This window comes from Kitasatospora sp. NPDC094028 (genome assembly GCF_049543595.1).
Lineage (GTDB): Bacteria > Actinomycetota > Actinomycetes > Streptomycetales > Streptomycetaceae > Kitasatospora.
In genome coordinates, this window is the sequence record NZ_JBMVFA010000002.1 from 365,551 (window position 1) to 380,312 (window position 14,762).

At 71.4% G+C, this 14,762-nt stretch carries 17 protein-coding genes; 13 read left to right on the top strand and 4 right to left on the bottom strand.

From position 1 onward, the window contains the following. Positions 1-13 precede the first annotated feature (13 nt). The 5 genes from ACPC54_RS04675 (at position 14) to ACPC54_RS04695 (ending at position 5,003) form a co-directional block, all read left to right on the top strand. Positions 14-1,834 carry a sensor histidine kinase gene (locus ACPC54_RS04675; RefSeq protein ID WP_498961147.1) on the top strand — a complete coding sequence of 607 codons (1,821 nt, stop codon included), beginning with the start codon at positions 14-16 and terminating at the stop codon, positions 1,832-1,834. Positions 1,835-2,092: 258 nt separating this feature from the next. Continuing rightward, on the top strand, positions 2,093-2,557 hold the full coding sequence (locus ACPC54_RS04680; protein ID WP_498961149.1) for a hypothetical protein: 465 nt from the start codon (positions 2,093-2,095) through the stop codon (positions 2,555-2,557). Beyond that, positions 2,547-2,942 (top strand): hypothetical protein, encoded by a 396-nt coding sequence (locus tag ACPC54_RS04685; RefSeq protein ID WP_498961151.1) that lies wholly within the window; start codon positions 2,547-2,549, stop codon positions 2,940-2,942. Before ACPC54_RS04680 ends, ACPC54_RS04685 begins: the two co-directional genes overlap by 11 nt. Positions 2,943-3,260: 318 nt before the next feature. Next, positions 3,261-4,319, top strand: a complete 1,059-nt coding sequence (locus tag ACPC54_RS04690) for a PstS family phosphate ABC transporter substrate-binding protein (protein WP_498961153.1) — start codon at positions 3,261-3,263, stop codon at positions 4,317-4,319. Between the two features lie 96 nt (positions 4,320-4,415). After that, positions 4,416-5,003 carry a hypothetical protein gene (locus ACPC54_RS04695; protein ID WP_498961155.1) on the top strand — a complete coding sequence of 196 codons (588 nt, stop codon included), beginning with the start codon at positions 4,416-4,418 and terminating at the stop codon, positions 5,001-5,003. Positions 5,004-5,058: 55 nt separating this feature from the next. On the opposite strand, the gene ACPC54_RS04700 is transcribed toward ACPC54_RS04695, so the two are convergent. The 3 genes from ACPC54_RS04700 to ACPC54_RS04710 are packed head-to-tail and all read right to left on the bottom strand — an operon-like array spanning position 5,059 to position 5,791. Then, a complete protein-coding gene (locus tag ACPC54_RS04700; RefSeq protein WP_498961157.1) occupies positions 5,059-5,193 on the bottom strand; it encodes a hypothetical protein in 135 nt (44 codons plus the stop codon). Then, positions 5,181-5,432, bottom strand: coding sequence for a hypothetical protein (locus ACPC54_RS04705; protein WP_498961159.1), 252 nt, complete (start codon positions 5,430-5,432; stop codon positions 5,181-5,183). Before ACPC54_RS04705 ends, ACPC54_RS04700 begins: the two co-directional genes overlap by 13 nt. Further along, positions 5,429-5,791: an ATP-binding protein gene (locus tag ACPC54_RS04710; RefSeq protein ID WP_498961161.1), complete on the bottom strand. Its 363-nt coding sequence runs from the start codon at positions 5,789-5,791 to the stop codon at positions 5,429-5,431. The genes ACPC54_RS04705 and ACPC54_RS04710 overlap by 4 nt, the downstream gene beginning before the upstream one ends. 273 nt (positions 5,792-6,064) lie before the next feature. Between ACPC54_RS04710 and ACPC54_RS04715 the strand changes: the two genes are divergently transcribed. Together ACPC54_RS04715 and ACPC54_RS04720 are read left to right on the top strand one after the other, a co-directional pair. After that, the gene (locus ACPC54_RS04715) at positions 6,065-6,931 is read left to right on the top strand and encodes a helix-turn-helix domain-containing protein (protein WP_498961163.1); all 867 of its coding nucleotides are present in this window, start codon (positions 6,065-6,067) and stop codon (positions 6,929-6,931) included. After that, complete coding sequence (locus ACPC54_RS04720) at positions 6,924-7,124, top strand: DUF397 domain-containing protein (protein WP_498961165.1); 201 nt, start codon at positions 6,924-6,926, stop codon at positions 7,122-7,124. The genes ACPC54_RS04715 and ACPC54_RS04720 overlap by 8 nt, the downstream gene beginning before the upstream one ends. Before the next feature lie 52 nt (positions 7,125-7,176). On the opposite strand, the gene ACPC54_RS04725 is transcribed toward ACPC54_RS04720, so the two are convergent. Beyond that, positions 7,177-8,361, bottom strand: a complete 1,185-nt coding sequence (locus ACPC54_RS04725; protein WP_498961167.1) for an NsdA family TPR-like regulatory protein — start codon at positions 8,359-8,361, stop codon at positions 7,177-7,179. 188 nt (positions 8,362-8,549) lie between these two features. Between ACPC54_RS04725 and ACPC54_RS04730 the strand changes: the two genes are divergently transcribed. The 6 genes from ACPC54_RS04730 (at position 8,550) to ACPC54_RS04755 (ending at position 14,754) form a co-directional block, all read left to right on the top strand. Next, positions 8,550-9,089 carry an NUDIX hydrolase gene (locus ACPC54_RS04730; RefSeq protein ID WP_498961169.1) on the top strand — a complete coding sequence of 180 codons (540 nt, stop codon included), beginning with the start codon at positions 8,550-8,552 and terminating at the stop codon, positions 9,087-9,089. A gap of 60 nt (positions 9,090-9,149) precedes the next feature. Further along, complete coding sequence (locus ACPC54_RS04735) at positions 9,150-10,016, top strand: NTP transferase domain-containing protein (RefSeq protein ID WP_498961171.1); 867 nt, start codon at positions 9,150-9,152, stop codon at positions 10,014-10,016. Positions 10,017-10,032: 16 nt separating this feature from the next. Next, a complete protein-coding gene (locus ACPC54_RS04740; protein ID WP_498961173.1) occupies positions 10,033-10,761 on the top strand; it encodes a phytanoyl-CoA dioxygenase family protein in 729 nt (242 codons plus the stop codon). Between the two features lie 137 nt (positions 10,762-10,898). Further along, positions 10,899-11,084, top strand: a complete 186-nt coding sequence (locus ACPC54_RS04745; protein ID WP_498961175.1) for a hypothetical protein — start codon at positions 10,899-10,901, stop codon at positions 11,082-11,084. Beyond that, positions 11,081-11,965 (top strand): phosphotransferase family protein, encoded by an 885-nt coding sequence (locus ACPC54_RS04750; RefSeq protein ID WP_498961176.1) that lies wholly within the window; start codon positions 11,081-11,083, stop codon positions 11,963-11,965. The genes ACPC54_RS04745 and ACPC54_RS04750 overlap by 4 nt, the downstream gene beginning before the upstream one ends. A 212-nt stretch (positions 11,966-12,177) precedes the next feature. After that, a complete protein-coding gene (locus tag ACPC54_RS04755; RefSeq protein ID WP_498961179.1) occupies positions 12,178-14,754 on the top strand; it encodes a hypothetical protein in 2,577 nt (858 codons plus the stop codon). The last annotated feature ends 8 nt before the right edge of the window (positions 14,755-14,762 follow it).

Below are 14,762 nucleotides of genomic sequence, written 5' to 3' on the forward strand. Positions count from 1 at the left end.
CTAGGCTTTCGACATGGACCCCACGCCGGACCTCCCCGCCGCCGCCCCCGAGCCGGCACCCCACCGGGTGCCCGAGATCGCCTCGCTCGGGCTGGACAGCCTGGTCACCGAGGTCTCCGAGCGCCTGCAGTCCGCCGCCGCCGTCACCGACCGGATGCAGCGGCTGCTGGAAGCCGTGGTCTCCATCGGCGCCGGACTCGACCTGCACGCCACCCTGCACCGGATCGCCACCGGCGCCGCCGAGCTCGTCGACGCCCGGTACGCGGCCCTCGGCGTGATCGCCCCCGGCGGCACCGGCCTCGCCGACTTCATCCACGTCGGCGTCGACGACGAGACCGCCGCCGCGATCGGCGAACTGCCCACCGGCCGCGGCATCCTCGGCGCGCTCATCGACCGCCCCGAACCGCTGCGGCTGCCCGACCTCGGGGCCGACCCGCGCTCCTCCGGATTCCCGCCGCACCACCCCGGGATGAAGACCTTCCTGGGCGTGCCGATCCGGGTCCGCGCCGAGGTGTTCGGCAACCTCTACCTCACCGGGAAGAAGGGCGGCGGCGCCTTCACCCCCGAGGACGAGCAGGTGGTGCACGCGCTCGCCGCCGCGGCCGGCGTCGCCATCGAGAACTCCCGGCTCTACGAGGAGGGCCGCCGCCGCGAGCGCTGGATCGCCGGCGCCGCCGCCGTCACCACCGCGCTGCTCTCCGCCGCGCAGGCCGAGACCGCACTCACCGTCGCCGCCGAGCAGGTCCGGGAGTTGGCCGACGCCGCGCTCGGCATGATCCTGCTGCCCACCGGCCCGGAGGGCGACGGCGACGGGCCCGGCGACGGGCAGATGCGGGTCGCGCACGCCTCCGGCGAGGTGGCCGAGTTCGTCCGCGGCGAGCTGCTGCCCAAGGAGAGCTTCGCCGCCCGGCTGCTCGCCGGGGAGAGCGTCTACCTCGACGACATGTCCACCGACCCCACCGTGGTGATGCGGCACGCCCGTTCCTTCGGCCCGTCGATGGCCGTGCCGATGGTCGCGGCCGGGCGGGTGCTCGGCGGGCTGTGCGTCTGGCGCCCGTGCGGCGCCGTGCCGTTCACCGACTCCGAGAAGCAGCTTGCCGAGGCCTTCGCCTCCCAGGCCGCCCTCGCCCTGCGGCTCGCCGAGGGCCAGCGCGACCAGCAGCGGCTCGCCGTCTTCCAGGACCGCGACCGGATCGCCCGCGACCTGCACGACCTGGTCATCCAACGGCTGTTCGCCACCGGGATGATGCTGGAGAGCGCCGCCAGACGGTCCGTCGTGCCGGAGGTGAAGGTCGGCATCGGCAAGGCCGTCGACGAGCTCGACGCCACCATCCAGGAGGTCCGCACCACCATCTACGCCCTCCAGCACGACAACCACGGCGACGCCCCGGACACCCTGCGCACCCGGGTGCTGCGCGAGGCCAGTCAGGCCGCGGCCGCCCTCGGCTTCAAGCCCTCGGTCAGCTTCGTCGGGCCGGTCGAGAGCCTGGTCGGCGAGAACACCGGCCGCCAACTGCTGGCCGCGCTACGGGAGATGCTGTCCAACACGGCCCGGCACGCGCGCGCCTCCCGGGTCGGCGTGGAGATCGACGCCACCATCCACCTGGGCGGCGACGGCCGGCCGGTCGGCGGCGACCCGGAGTCGCCGGCCCGCGGCGGCCGCCCCGGCGTGCTGCTCACCGTCACCGACGACGGGGTCGGCATCCCGGCCGGCGGGCGGCGCAGCGGACTGCTCAACCTCACCCGGCGCGCCGAGGCTCTGGGTGGCGACGCCTGGCACGAGCCGGGGCCGCACCGCAGGGGCGCCCGGGTGCGCTGGAGCGCCCGGCTGTGAGGCCCCTCAGGTCGGTTGTTGACAGCTGAACAAGGGAGAACTTCCCGACCAACAGCGCAAGTTGTGAACCTTCTGGGCTTTCGTGGTTCCGTGTGCACACATAGCTTGTCATCCGTCTCGGAGGGGAAACCGGACGGAGGGGCAGTGGACGCTTCCGGCCGCGGTCACACCGCAGCAGGGGCAAGTCGTGGGGGGTTCCGGACCGAGCGCGCTCCGGACGGGCGTTACCGCTGGCAACTGAAAGCACCGAACGGGCGGGTGGTCGCGATCACCGCCGCGCTGTTCGACACACCGGGGGAGGCCGAACGCGGCTTCGACGGCCTGCGCGCCGGGGCCGCCGACCTCACCGCGCGGATCACCCACGTCCGGGACGGCATCGGCTGGATCTGGGTCGTCCCCGGCACCCGCGCCCTGCCCGAGGTGCGCTCCAGCCGTGCCTACGAGCGGTACGCCACCTGCCAGAACGCGTTCCGGCGGTTCGTGGTGCTGCTCGCCAAGCAGCCGCCGCGTGAGGTTCCGTTGCGCGAGGTTCCGCCGTGCGGGGTGCCGCCGCGTGAGGTTCGGCCGTGCGGGGTGCCGCCACGTGAGGTTCCGCCGCGCGGGGTGCCGCCGCGTGAGGTTCCGCCGCGCGGGGTGCCGCCGCGCGACCCGGCGGGGCGCGGCCGTCCGGCGCGCGAACTGCCGTCGAGACCCGTGTCGTCGAGACGCCCCGATGGCCGCTGAGCGGCGCGGCCCGAGACTGCTGATCGTCCCCGCGGCCGACCGCTGCGTCGGATGGACGCTGCGCGCCGCCAACGGGCGGCCGCTCGGCGTCGGCGTGCGGACCTACCGCAGTGAGGAGGAACTGGCGGAGGCCGTACGGGAGTTGCTCATCGAGCGGGCCGCACTGCGGTGCTCGATGGCGCAGTCCGAGGCCCGCCAGTGGGTGTGGTCCGCCTACCTGCCGGTGCGCAGCACCCGGCGGGCGGCCGCCGGCGCGGTGCCCGTCGCGCGCAGTGCGCGGGGGTACCTGCGACGCGACCAGTGCCAGGCCGGGGTGGACGGCTTCCTGGCCGGACTCCATTGGATGGGGCAGGAGTTGCGGCGTGGCGGGCGCCCGCCGTGGTGAGTGTTGCGCCGCGTGCAGTTCCGGTGAAGCGCAGGTTTCCGGCAACACCCCGAGCCGCCTCCTGGAGAAGAACGTCGGCCGGGTCGGCGGGGGGTGCGGCGGGCCTGTCGCGTCCGCGCTGACCAGTGCCTAAACGTGGTCTAACCGATGAGTCGACAATCCCCGGCCCGGTCCGACCGGCCTTCCGGCGCAACCGGGAGGACGGCCAGGATCGGCATCGCCGGAGCGGCCGCAGCAGACACGGCCCGCCGGCCCGGAGCTCCCGACCGGAGCCCCGGTCACGCGATGGACGTCTCTCCCCCTCGGAGGAACCGGAACATGCGTAAGACCGCTGCCAAGCTGCTCGCCGCCGCCGCGCTGGCGACCTCCCTCGCCACCGTCGCGAGCGGCACCGCCGTCGCCGACCCGTCCACCCTGCCGACCCTGCCGAACGCGCAGGACATCGTCGGCGTCGGCTCGGACACCACCCAGGCCGTGTTCAACCAGTTCTCGGCCGACTACAACGCCTCCCTGGGCTCCGGCTCCACCGCGCCGCACCTGTACAGCTGGGACGCGACCGGCAGCTCGCCGATCACCACCAAGACCGGTGCCACGTCGATCACCCGTCCGAACGGCTCCGGCGCCGGCATCAAGGCCCTGAACCTCAACACCAGCGCGACCGTGGACTTCGCCCGCTCCTCGCGCGGCCCGGTCGTGGCCCCGGCGCCCAACCCCGACCCGCACGGGCTGGACTTCGTCGCGCTCGCCCGGGACGCCGTCACCTGGTCCGCCCAGCAGACCGGCAACGCGCCGTCGCAGCTCACCCCGGCGCAGCTGAACGGCATCTACGCCTGCACCATCACCAACTGGCAGCAGATCAGCACCAGCCTGCCGAACGCCACCATCAAGCCGTTCCTGCCGCAGGCCGACTCCGGCACGCGCGCGTTCTTCCTCTCGGCGATCGGCAGCCCGGCCATCGGCGGCTGCGTCACCACCGGCCCGGAGGAGAACGAGGGCACCAACACCGCGCTGAACGACCCGAACGTGGTCTTCCCGTACTCCGTCGCCCACTACCTGGGCCAGACCGTCGGCGGCCACGGCACCGCGCCCGACCTGCCCGGCAACCTGACCCTGCGCAACGTGCAGATCAGCGGCACCACCCTGACCCCGGTCACCAACAACCAGATCGACGCCACCTTCGCCGACTCGCAGTTCGGCCGCGTGGTCTACAACGTGTTCCGTGACGCCGAGTGGACCGCCACCGACGCCCACGGCCAGGCGCTGCAGGCGATCTTCGGCCCGAGCGGCTGGCTGTGCAACGACACCGTCGCGGGCAACGACCTGGCGAGCTACGGCTTCCTGGCGCTGCCGTCCTGCGGTGCGGCCACCCTCACCTGATCCACCCCGCACCACCCGGCGGCCGGGGGCCTCGTGCCCGCGGCCGCCGGCCCGGTCACCCTCGCAGCGACACCTTCCTCTCCCAAGGAGACCCGCATGTCCCGTACCACCGCCCGGTTCCTCGCCGGCGGAGTCGCGGTCGTCCTCGCCGCGACCGGCTTCAGCGGCCTGGCCGCGGCCGACACCACGACCACCGCCCCCACCGGCAGCGCCGTGGTGACCGAGAGCAACGCGTTCCTGGAGGCGGCCGCCACCAACGGCGTGGTGATCGTGCCGCTGCCGAACGCGAGCGTGTCCTACGACGCCACCAACGGCCTCGCGACCAGCCTGCCGGTCACGGGCGGCAGCCTCCACCTGAGCGGCTACTACGGCAACGCCACGCTCGACGGCAGCCTGCTCTTCGTCGACCTGCAGACCGGCAAGAGCATCACCTTCAGCCGGCTCGCGTTCGACGCGAGCCTCTGGCGCCTGACCGGTGTCCCGGACGGTGCGACCGCGCCGGTCTCGCTGCTGAAGCCGGTCGGCACGGTCCGGACCGCCACCAGCGGCACCACCCAGACCCTGACCTCGACCGGGTTCGCGGTCGACTACAACGGCGCGAAGTTCCTCGATGCGCAGCTGAACACCACCTTCTTCACCGCCGGCCAGGCGGTCGGCTCGTTCTCGCTGACCTACAACGGCTGAGGCCGGGTGACTGACGCGAGGCCCTCGCCCGGGTGGGCGAGGGCCTTCGCGTGTCTCAGAGCCGTTCGTCCTGCTCGTCGGGGCGGGGCGGCATCTTCAGGGTCGCGACGACGCCGAGGACGACGGTGGCGATCGCGAGCGCGAGGAGGGCGACGAGGACGGCGCCGACGAAGAACCTCAGGGGGTCCACGGCTCGTCCCTCTCCAGGTCGCGGAGGAGGTGGAGGAGGTTGAGGAGGGTGCTCACCGGGGAGTGGCCGAAGTCGACGAGGACCCGGCCGTCGATGGTGGTGCCGGAGGGGGCGGCGGAGCCCCAGAGGAGGCCGTGGGGGGCGCCGCGCTTGCGCAACTCGCGGAGGAGCGAGGTGATGTGGTCGGGGGTGTAGTCGTGCATCCGGGGGTCGTCGGGGGCGATGGGCGGGCGGCTCACGCGGCGGAGTCCAGCGTGAACCAGACCGACTTGCCGCGCTCCTGCGGGTCGACGCCCCAGGCCCGGGTGAGGCCCTGGACGAGGTGGAGGCCCCGGCCGGTCTCGGCGAGGTCGAGCAGCGTGCGCTGCTGGGGGAGGACGGGGCTCTCGTCCGAGACGTCGACCCGGAGGGTGTTGTCGACGAGCGAGAAGAAGACGACCGGGGAGACGGTGGCGGCGTGCCGCAACGCGTTGACGATCAGCTCGGCGAGCGCGAGTTCGGCGCTGATGACGGACTCGGGGGCCCAGCCGGCCCGGGTGAGTCCGGCGCGCAGGGACTGCCTGGCGAGCGTGAGGGAGGGGGAGTTGAGGGTACGCACGGGAACCTCCGTGAGGAAGTGACGTGGAGAGGGGAGAGACAGGACGACGGACGTCGCCGTGAGCCAGGCCAGAGTGGGGGCTGGGTGCTCTTCGGTGCCGGGGCAGCAGGCGCCTACTGCCCTGTGAACAGGCATTACTGACGATCCATCTGATCGAGCTGAGGATGACGATAGCGCGGACCGCCACAGATTTGTGGCGGTCCGCGCGAAGTTCCCCCGAACGTGGCTGCGGCCGTGAGGCAGACTGGTCCCACGACCTGCAGAGAGGACGCCATGGCGCTTCGATCGAACCCGACTCTCCGCCAGCTGCGCCTGGGTGCCGAGCTGCGAAGGATGCGGGAGCAGGCCGGGCTCGGAGGCAGTCAACTCGCCCGCGCGCTGGGCATCAACCCGGCGCACGTGACGCAGATGGAGAGCGGGAGGACGGGCATCAGCGTGGAGCGCCTGCGCACGATCGCGGCGCTGTGCATGTGCGTCAACGAGCCCCTGATCGACGCGCTGGCGGACATCATCACCGACCGGGACAAGGGCGGCTGGTGGGAGGAGTATCGCGGAGCTCTCTCGGAGGACTTCCTTGAGGTGGCCGAGATCGAAGCTCATGCACGCGGGCTCTCAACCTACACGATGGCCTTCATTCCTGGACTGCTTCAGACCAACGCCTACACCTCTGCCGTCTTCGCCCGATCCTTGACGCCTCTTCCGCGTCACGAAGTCGACCTGAGAACGGCCTTCCGTATGCGACGGCAGGACATCGCGCGATCCCGTGCAACGCACTACTCCGCGTACATTCATGAGGCGGCGTTGCGCATGCAGTTCAGTGGGGCCAAGGTCCAAGCCGAGCAGCTCTGTAGCCTCATCGAGGATTCCGAGCGGTCGACCATCACGGTTCGGGTCGTGCTGTTCGATGTCGATACGCTTCCGCTCAACTACGAGAACTTCACCTATGTCGAAGGGCCGGTTCCGGAGCTCGACACAGTGCAGACGGACTCCAGCGTCGGCAACGTGCTCCTCGATGCGCCTGCCCACACAGCGAGATTCCGATCTCTGCTCGCCCGGCTCGATTCGGCAGCGCTCTCGGAAGATGAATCTCGCGAGTTCATTCGATCCATCAAGAAGGATATGGAAAGTAAGTATGCCTAATTCTCTCTGGCAGAAGTCTAGTTACTCCGGTGCGAACTCAGACTGCGTCGAGGTGCGGGCCGCCGATGGGGTGATCGAACTGCGCGAGTCCGACGAGGGTGACGTCATCGTCCGCACGGCCTCCCGCCCGTTCGCTGCGCTCCTCCTGGGCGCCAAGGCGGGCGAGTTCGACCACCTGATCCCCACCGCCTAGCGAATCGTTCCGGCGGCCTCTTGCTCCCCGCAAGAGGCCGCCGGTAGAGGACCTACTGCAGGGCCGCGTGGCGCATGTCGGCGAGTGCGGTTGCCAGGCGGGCCGAGCCGACGCTGGCCGCCAAGTCGAGGGCCTGGGCAGCGTGCTGGTCGGCTTCGGCACGCTCGCCCTGGCGGTAGAGCACAGTGGCGAGGCGGGCCGTGGCCATCGCCCGCACCCGGGCCTGGGCGGTGTCGGCCCCAGCGGCCCGGCGCAGATCGGCGACGACCTTCGGGTTGTCGCGGCCGGTGGCGGCCGAGAGCAAGTACAGGGCGAAGCCGGTGTCGCTGCCGACTTTGGCCGCGGTGATGCTCTGGGTCCAGGCCGGGCCAGAGGCGAGGTCGATGACCCTGTCGTAGGCGTGCTCGGCCGCAGCGAGGTGGCGGGCCACCTGGCGCTCGTCGCTTTGGAGGGCGTGGGCCTGGGCCCGGACAGCGGCGAGCATCGCCCTTCCTGCGGCGGGCAGATGTCCGTCCACCTGACCGGCCAGTTCCAGGGCTCGCTTGGGCCGACGCAGGTGGATCTCCTGGCGGGCGGCATTGGTGGCCAAGTGGCACAGCAAGCCGATATCACCGTGCTCGCGGCCTGTAGTCAGGCCAAGCTGGAACAGCGGGCGGGCCTCGTCGAACAGGCCTGCGTCGAAGGAGGACCAAGCGGTGAGGTTGGCGAGGCGGGCGATCGCACCGAGTAACGCGGCCCGCACGGCCGGGCTGGTCGACACCTCGGTGAGAGCCACCGCAGTGTGCAGCTCGCGCAGCGCGAAGTCACGCACGGCCCGCCCGCCCGTGGCCCGGTCCCAGCGCTCCAGCACGCCGGTGCGCTCGGTCATCGCGCGGATGTCACCCATGCGCAGGCGCGAGAGCGGTGGGGTGGGCGGCAGCAGGGCGACCAGGGCTGTCTGAAGGACGTCTCGGCGGTTCGAGGAACTCACCTCATCGGGGTGCTCGTGGTGGTGGATCTGCTTGGCGATCAGGCCCAGCTCGGCCGCCGTCCCCGCCCCCAGGACCATGCAGAGGGCCTGCCGGTAGTGCTCGCGCGGCCAGGTGATGAGGCCACGTTCTATGCGTGAGACGTAGCCGGCGTCAAACGACGATTCACGTCCGGTGGCCGCCTCGACCAGCGCTCGTACGTTCTCCGCAACCTGGCGCTGTGTCAGCCCAAGTGCGAGCCGCGTGTGCCTGAACAGCACGTTCGCCACGGTGCCCCGCCCCCAACCCTCGGCTCAGGCAGAGAACTCAGCGTATCGGGTCGGCCACGGACTGCCTACCGATCTGCTCTGTCGCTGTCACCCGATCCGGTGGTCTCCTGGACATGCCCCACCCGCCACCAGGCACCGGCTGCGGAACAGACGTTCCGCGTACGGGCCGGACCCGTACAGTCCTGGCCATGACGACGGACACCGCGCCGTGGCGCGAGATCGAACGCACCACCGTCTTCAGCAAGTTCGGCCGGTCCGTGGACCGTGTCGAGTTCGAGTTGCCCGATGGCAGAAAGGAGGAGTTCTACCTCAAGAGCGAGCGCCCGGCCGGCGCGGTGCTCGCCCTCACCAGCGACCGGCAGGTCATCCTTGCCCGCCAGTACCGGCCCGGCCCGGACCAGGTGCTCTACGAACTGCCCGGCGGCTTCCTGGAGCCCGGCGAGCAGGCACCGGACGCCATCGCGCGGGAACTGCTGGAGGAGACCGGCTACCAGGGCGACGTCCACGCCGCCGGACCCTACTGGCTGGACGCCTACTCCAACTCCCGCCGCTTCGCCTTCTTCGCCACCGACTGCATCAAGGTCGCCGAACCAACCCCCGAACGCACCGAGTTCATCGACGTCGTCACCTTCGACCTGGCGGAGTTTCGCAGCCGCGTGCTCCGCCGTGGCGAGATGACCGACACCGCCGCCGCCTACCTCGCCCTGGACGTGCTGAACCTCCTGTGACCCCGGGGGTGGGTGGGTCGGCATCCCGCGCTCAGCCACCCGCCACCCGGGAGGATCCCCGTGACCGGACGGAGTGCGACCGATACCACCGACCCGTACTACAGCAGCACGCTCGTCTCCCTGCCTGCTCAAGCGGTCGCCCTGGTTCTGGCCGGCGGCAAGGGCAGCCGCCTGCGTGCGGCGTCCGACGCCGAGTTGCACCGCACGCCGAAGGTGCTCCTGCCGGTCGATACCGACGACGGCCGTACCCCGATGCTGGGCCACGCGCTCGCCCAGCTCACTGCCGCAGGGTTCCGCCGGATCGCCGTGCTCACCAGTGCCGACCCCGCCACCGGCGCCGAAGCGGTCGAGACCTACGCCCTCACTCACCCGTCCGCCCGGCAGGTGGAGTTGACGATCCACCGCGAACGGCACCCGCTTGGTACCGCAGGTGCCGCCTACGCCGCCTTGGCTCACCTGCCCGACACGCCCGCCGGGGTGGTGCTGCCCGCCGACACTCTCTTCCCCACCGCCTTACTGCCCTCGGCTGTCGCCGAGCACCGCTCCCGCCCGGTGGCGGTGACCTGGACGGTAACCACTGTGCCTGGCCGATCGGCCCAGAACGCGGGCCGTATCTTCCTCGATCCGGGTGGCGAACACGTCGTCCACGCCCTCGAAGGCGTGGGCGCCACCCTGCCGACCGGGACTCGTAGTGGGCTGCGGCAGGCCACCAGCACCGGCGCCGTCATCCTCGCCCCCACCCCGTTCCGGGCGCTGTTCGAGGAGTACGCCCAACGCCTGACCTGCCCCGGCGAGTCCGACCTGTACCGGCAGTTCATGCCCTGGGCGATCAGCCAGGGCCACCCGGTCGGCGCGTTCGACATCCGCAGCCCGGCCCCCGACCTCGGCACACCCGACCGTCTCGCCGCTTTCGGCCGTACCACCTGAGAGGAGATCGACCACCGTGTCCATCACCCTGTCCACGTTGAGTGAACAGCAGGCCCGCCACTTCCGCGACCTCGGCTACCTGCGCCTGCCCGACCCCGGCCTGCCACGCGTCCTTCTGGATGAGGTCGCTGAGACGGTCCATGCCCGTGCCGCCCGCCTGCCCGCCGGGCAGGCCAAGGTGTACCGGCTGTACCAGCACGACCGCGCCCTCATGCATCGCCTCGTCGCCCACCCCGCCCTGACCGGGCCCCTCACCGCGCTGCTGGGACCCAATGTGGTCTACGTCCTCAACCGACACAACCAGGGCTCCCTCAACGCCCCCGGCGCCCAGGAGGTGAGGCTGCACCGAGACATCCTGCAGCCCACCCGTGGCCTGCTGACCGCCGTTGTGTACTTCGAAGACGCCACCGTGGAGGCGGGCTGCACCTGGATCGTCCCCGGCTCTCACCGTGCCCCCTACGTCGGCGTCCCTCAGCGCGATGGCGGCGGCACCTGGATGGACGAGCACCCCGAACTCGCGGACCTCATTGACCAGGCAGTTCCCGTCCCGGTCCCCGCCGGTGGCTTGCTGTTCTTCGACGGCACCGTCTTCCACACGGTCGGCCCGAACACCGGCGGATCCACCCGCACCAGCGCGGTCCTCGGCTATCGCAGCGCGGACGAGCTCGACGCCCACCCCGACCCTGACCGACAGGTAGTCGTTGCCGGAACCCAGCTGTACCGGGGCAACGACCTCCCGAGCTGACGAGCACGTCATCGGCGGTGCCTGAGTGGACCGTTCCGGCGGCCCCTCGCCCCGCGAGGGGCCGCCGGCGGGGCACCTCACGCGCAGGCGAGACGACGCACCCGAGATCGACAGGTCGCTGGTGCGCCACGCTCCAGATGGCAGTCGGCGACCCTGAGCAGGCGCTGGCCGAGAGCCGCAGCGCACTCGCCGAGGTCAGCGCCCTCCGCTCACTGGGTGCTGACCATGACATGGCCGAGCTTGGCCGGGTCGCCCATCGCCACCGCAGCCTCGGCGACGTCCAGGGACTGCGGGAACAGATCGCCGCTACGGTGGCAGCGTGAGCAACATCGAGGACTCCCATTCCCTACTGCTCAAGGCATGTGCGACGGTTGGCCTGTCTGCGGCGGACGCCGAACCGATACGGATCGGAGAGAACGCGCTGTGGCGCTTGCCGCTCGGGGTCGTGGCTCGCATCGGCCGCCCTGGGCAGTCGGCAGCCGCGAGCCGTGAACTGGCGGTCGCCCGGTGGCTGGGTGACTGCGGGGTGCCTGCGGTGCGGCCGCTGGACCACCTGCGCGAGCCGCTGGACGTGGACGGCAACCCGGTGACCTTCTGGCACGAGCTGCCGCCTCACCAGCCAGGAACCGCTGCCGACATCGCACCGCTCCTCCGGCGCGTCCATGAACTTCCCATCCCTGACTTCCTGTTGGGCAGTCTCGACCCGTTCGTCCGGCTCACCGACAGGATCGACGGCGCGGCCACGCTCGACGACACGCAGCGGCAGTGGCTCCGCGGCCGCCTGGCCGAACTCCAAGCGTCATGGCTGAGCCTCCCCCCGGGCCGGCCTGCGAGCGTCATCCACGGCGATGCGTGGGGTGGCAACGTGGCGGTCACCACGACCACCACCTACCTGCTCGATTTCGAACGCACCTCCCTGGGACCTCCCGAATGGGACCTCACCGCCACCGCTGTCGGCTACGGCACCTTCGGCACCGTTTCGGACAGCGAGTACACCGCCTTCTGCGAGGCGTACGGAGCCGACGTGATGACCTGGGCCGGCTACCCGGTGCTGCGGAACATCCGTGAGTTCCGGGTCACTTGCTTCGCCCTCCAGCATGCGGCGGCAGATCCGGTCAGACACCGGGAGGAAGCTCATTACCGCCTTTCCTGCCTGAGAGGGGAGAACGGTCCACGCCCGTGGGGTTGGACAGCCGTCAGCTGACACTGGGTGCAACAGGTGCTCGGAGGCTCATCACGTCGCCCCGCCGAGCGGCCGCTCGGCGGGGCGGCCTGCTTTACGCGCCAACTCCCTTTCATGAGTGCCGCGTTGGGGTCTCGTACATGCGGGTGACCGGATTCGGCCACCTCGGGCTGGCCGAATGGCCGGGTATCGGAACCGTTGGCCGATCCCGCGACCGCACGGAGGTGCCCGCCATGAGAGTCCGACTGCCGGACCGGAGACGTCCGGGAGGGGGGCGCCGCCGTCTGCCGGCGATCGCGCTGGTGTGGTCGGTGGTGGTGGCGGTCGGCGTCATCCCGATCGGCCTGGGTGCGGTGACGCCCGCCGCGGCCGACAGCTCCGCCGTCACCGTCCAGGGCCCCCTGATCCTGGACGCCGTGGCCGGCAAGGACGGGGACACCCACGGATCGATCACCGTCGCGCAGACCAAGAACCTGGTCAACCAGCGGGTCCACGTCAGCTGGACCGGCTTCACCAAGTCCATGGTCTCGGTCGGCAAGCCCTGGCCGAACGGCCCGAGCACGAGCCGTTCGGCGCACTACCAGGTGCGGGTGTACCAGTGCCGGGGCAAGGATCCCAAGATCACCGACTGCTACGGCAGCACGCTGTACAACGCGGACGCGAACGCCGGGTTCCAGCAGAAGAAGCCCGCCGCCGGAACGACGTTCCCCGACTTCCCGTCGAACCAGGTCCTCGCGGTGACGGGGGAGGACGGCTCGGGGTACGCGGACATCGAACTCCTCACGGCCGTCCAGAGCCCCAGCCTGGGCTGCGACGACAAGCACCCCTGCTCGATCGTGGTCGAGCCCAACTACGGCGGCGACACGCTGTCCTTCAAGGACCCGACCCGGAAGGGCGTCGTCAACTGCAAGGAGCACAAGTTCGACTTCAACGGCTTCGACCTGGCCTCCGACGCGCAGCTCGTGGGGACCGTCAATCAGTGGTCGAAGTTCTACACGGGTGAGCAGTGCGCCTGGGACCGCCACGTGGCCATCCCGCTGGAGTTCGCTCCCACGCCGTCCTCCTGCCCGAGCGAGAACGCCGCCTTCTCGGCCGCCGGCCTCGAACCCGCCAAGCGGGCGATGGACCAGTGGCAGACCGGAATGTGCCAGAGCGACGACCCGCAGCTGGTGTCCTACGGTTACGCGAACGGTGACTTCATGGCGCGCTCGGAGTTCTTCGCCGGGGGGAAGGACATGGCGCTGGCCGCCCGCCCGGACACCCAGTCGCCGCCGCCCCGGCCGTACGTCTACGCGCCGATGGCGTCGTCGGGGATCTCGGTGGTGTTCGTCGTGGACGATCCGAACACCCATCGCCAGATCAGGGACATGAAGCTCGACGCGCGGCTGGTGGCGAAGCTGCTCACCCAGTCCTACGAGGGCAAGGGCAGCACCACCGAGTCCGTGAAGGGCAACCCGACCTGCGTCTTCGCCGATCCCGAGTTCCAGAAGTACAACCCGCCGCCGGACGACGGGAAGGGCAGCTGGCCGAAGGACTGCAGCTCCGCCGACTCCTCGCCGACGGTGTTCGGCGGGATCTCGGACCTGACGTACCAGCTCACCTCGTGGCTGGCCGCCGACCCGGACACCGTGCGCTTCCTGGACGGCGAGCCCGACCCCTGGGGCATGCACGTGAACCGCTCCTACCTGCGCCCGGCCTTCTCCGGCTACCCCGTCGATTCGTTCATCCGGCAGGACAGCAGCGGTGACCCCAAGGCCGCGATGGAGGCGGCCAAGCACTGGAAGCAGTACGAGTGGAACCCGATCTCCACGGGGATCAAGGACGTGGTGCGCAAGGTCCTGTGGAACCAGTCCACCTGCGTGAGCCTGGACGAGAAGACGGACAAGTCCCACGACCCGTGCGCCGCCATGACGATCGGCGTGCGCACCCTCGTCGCGATCATGGACTCCGGCCAGGCGAAGGCCTTCGCCCTGCCCGAGGCGCAGCTGCTCAACCCGGGCGGCGGCTTCGTCGCCCCGGACACCCCGGGCTTCCAGGCCGCCGTCGCCGATATGACCGTCGACCCGACGACCGGCGTGCAGTCACTTCCGTACGGCACGGCGGACTCGGCGTTCTCCCGGGACCAGAAGGCGTACCCGCTGACCACCGTCGACTACGCGATGCTGCCGACCAAGGGCGTCGCGCCGGACAAGGTGACCGCGATGACCAAGTTCATGCGCTCGGTGACCACCAGCGGCCAGGTCTACGGCTTCGAACCCGGCCACCTGCCGCCCGGGTTCCTCGCCCTGACGGGCGCTCAGCGCGCCCAGGCCACCGACGCGATCAGCCACCTGGAGTCGCAGGACGGCAAGCTGCCCGGCAACCAGGCCGCGCCGCCGAACCCGCCGGCGCCCGGGGACACCGGTGCCGGCCCGGCCCCCGCTGCGGGCGGCGGCGCGGCGGCCCCGGCCGCGCAGGCCGGCGACGGCGGTGCGGCGGGCGGCGGGGACCAGGCGGCGGCCGGGGCTGCCGGCGGTCTCGCGGGCGCGGCGGCCGCGGCACCCGGTGCGGCGGCGAACGCCAAGGCGCCGGCCAAGCCCGCGGCGACCACCGGGCCCGGCAAGCCGCTGGCGGCCGCGCCGGTCGCGGCCGGGACGCCGATCGCCGACCGGTCCGGGGCGGCGCGGCTGCTGCTGCCCGTCGCGCTGATCGGCGGCCTGGTGCTGCTGGTCGGCGGCCCGGCGGCGCTGTTCCTGGGCGGGACGCCCGCCGGGGAGAAGGCACTCGCGGGGGCGCGGCAGACCTGGGCGCGGCTGCGGCGGCGCCAGTGACAGACGCA

Coding starts and splice junctions, on each gene's coding strand:
- ACPC54_RS04675 (WP_498961147.1), top strand. CDS start 14: ATGGACCCCACGCCGGACCTCCCCGCCGCCGCCCCCGAGCCGGCACCC.
- ACPC54_RS04685 (WP_498961151.1), top strand. CDS start 2,547: ATGGCCGCTGAGCGGCGCGGCCCGAGACTGCTGATCGTCCCCGCGGCC.
- ACPC54_RS04690 (WP_498961153.1), top strand. CDS start 3,261: ATGCGTAAGACCGCTGCCAAGCTGCTCGCCGCCGCCGCGCTGGCGACC.
- ACPC54_RS04695 (WP_498961155.1), top strand. CDS start 4,416: ATGTCCCGTACCACCGCCCGGTTCCTCGCCGGCGGAGTCGCGGTCGTC.
- ACPC54_RS04715 (WP_498961163.1), top strand. CDS start 6,065: ATGGCGCTTCGATCGAACCCGACTCTCCGCCAGCTGCGCCTGGGTGCC.
- ACPC54_RS04720 (WP_498961165.1), top strand. CDS start 6,924: ATGCCTAATTCTCTCTGGCAGAAGTCTAGTTACTCCGGTGCGAACTCA.
- ACPC54_RS04730 (WP_498961169.1), top strand. CDS start 8,550: ATGACGACGGACACCGCGCCGTGGCGCGAGATCGAACGCACCACCGTC.
- ACPC54_RS04745 (WP_498961175.1), top strand. CDS start 10,899: ATGGCAGTCGGCGACCCTGAGCAGGCGCTGGCCGAGAGCCGCAGCGCA.
- ACPC54_RS04755 (WP_498961179.1), top strand. CDS start 12,178: ATGAGAGTCCGACTGCCGGACCGGAGACGTCCGGGAGGGGGGCGCCGC.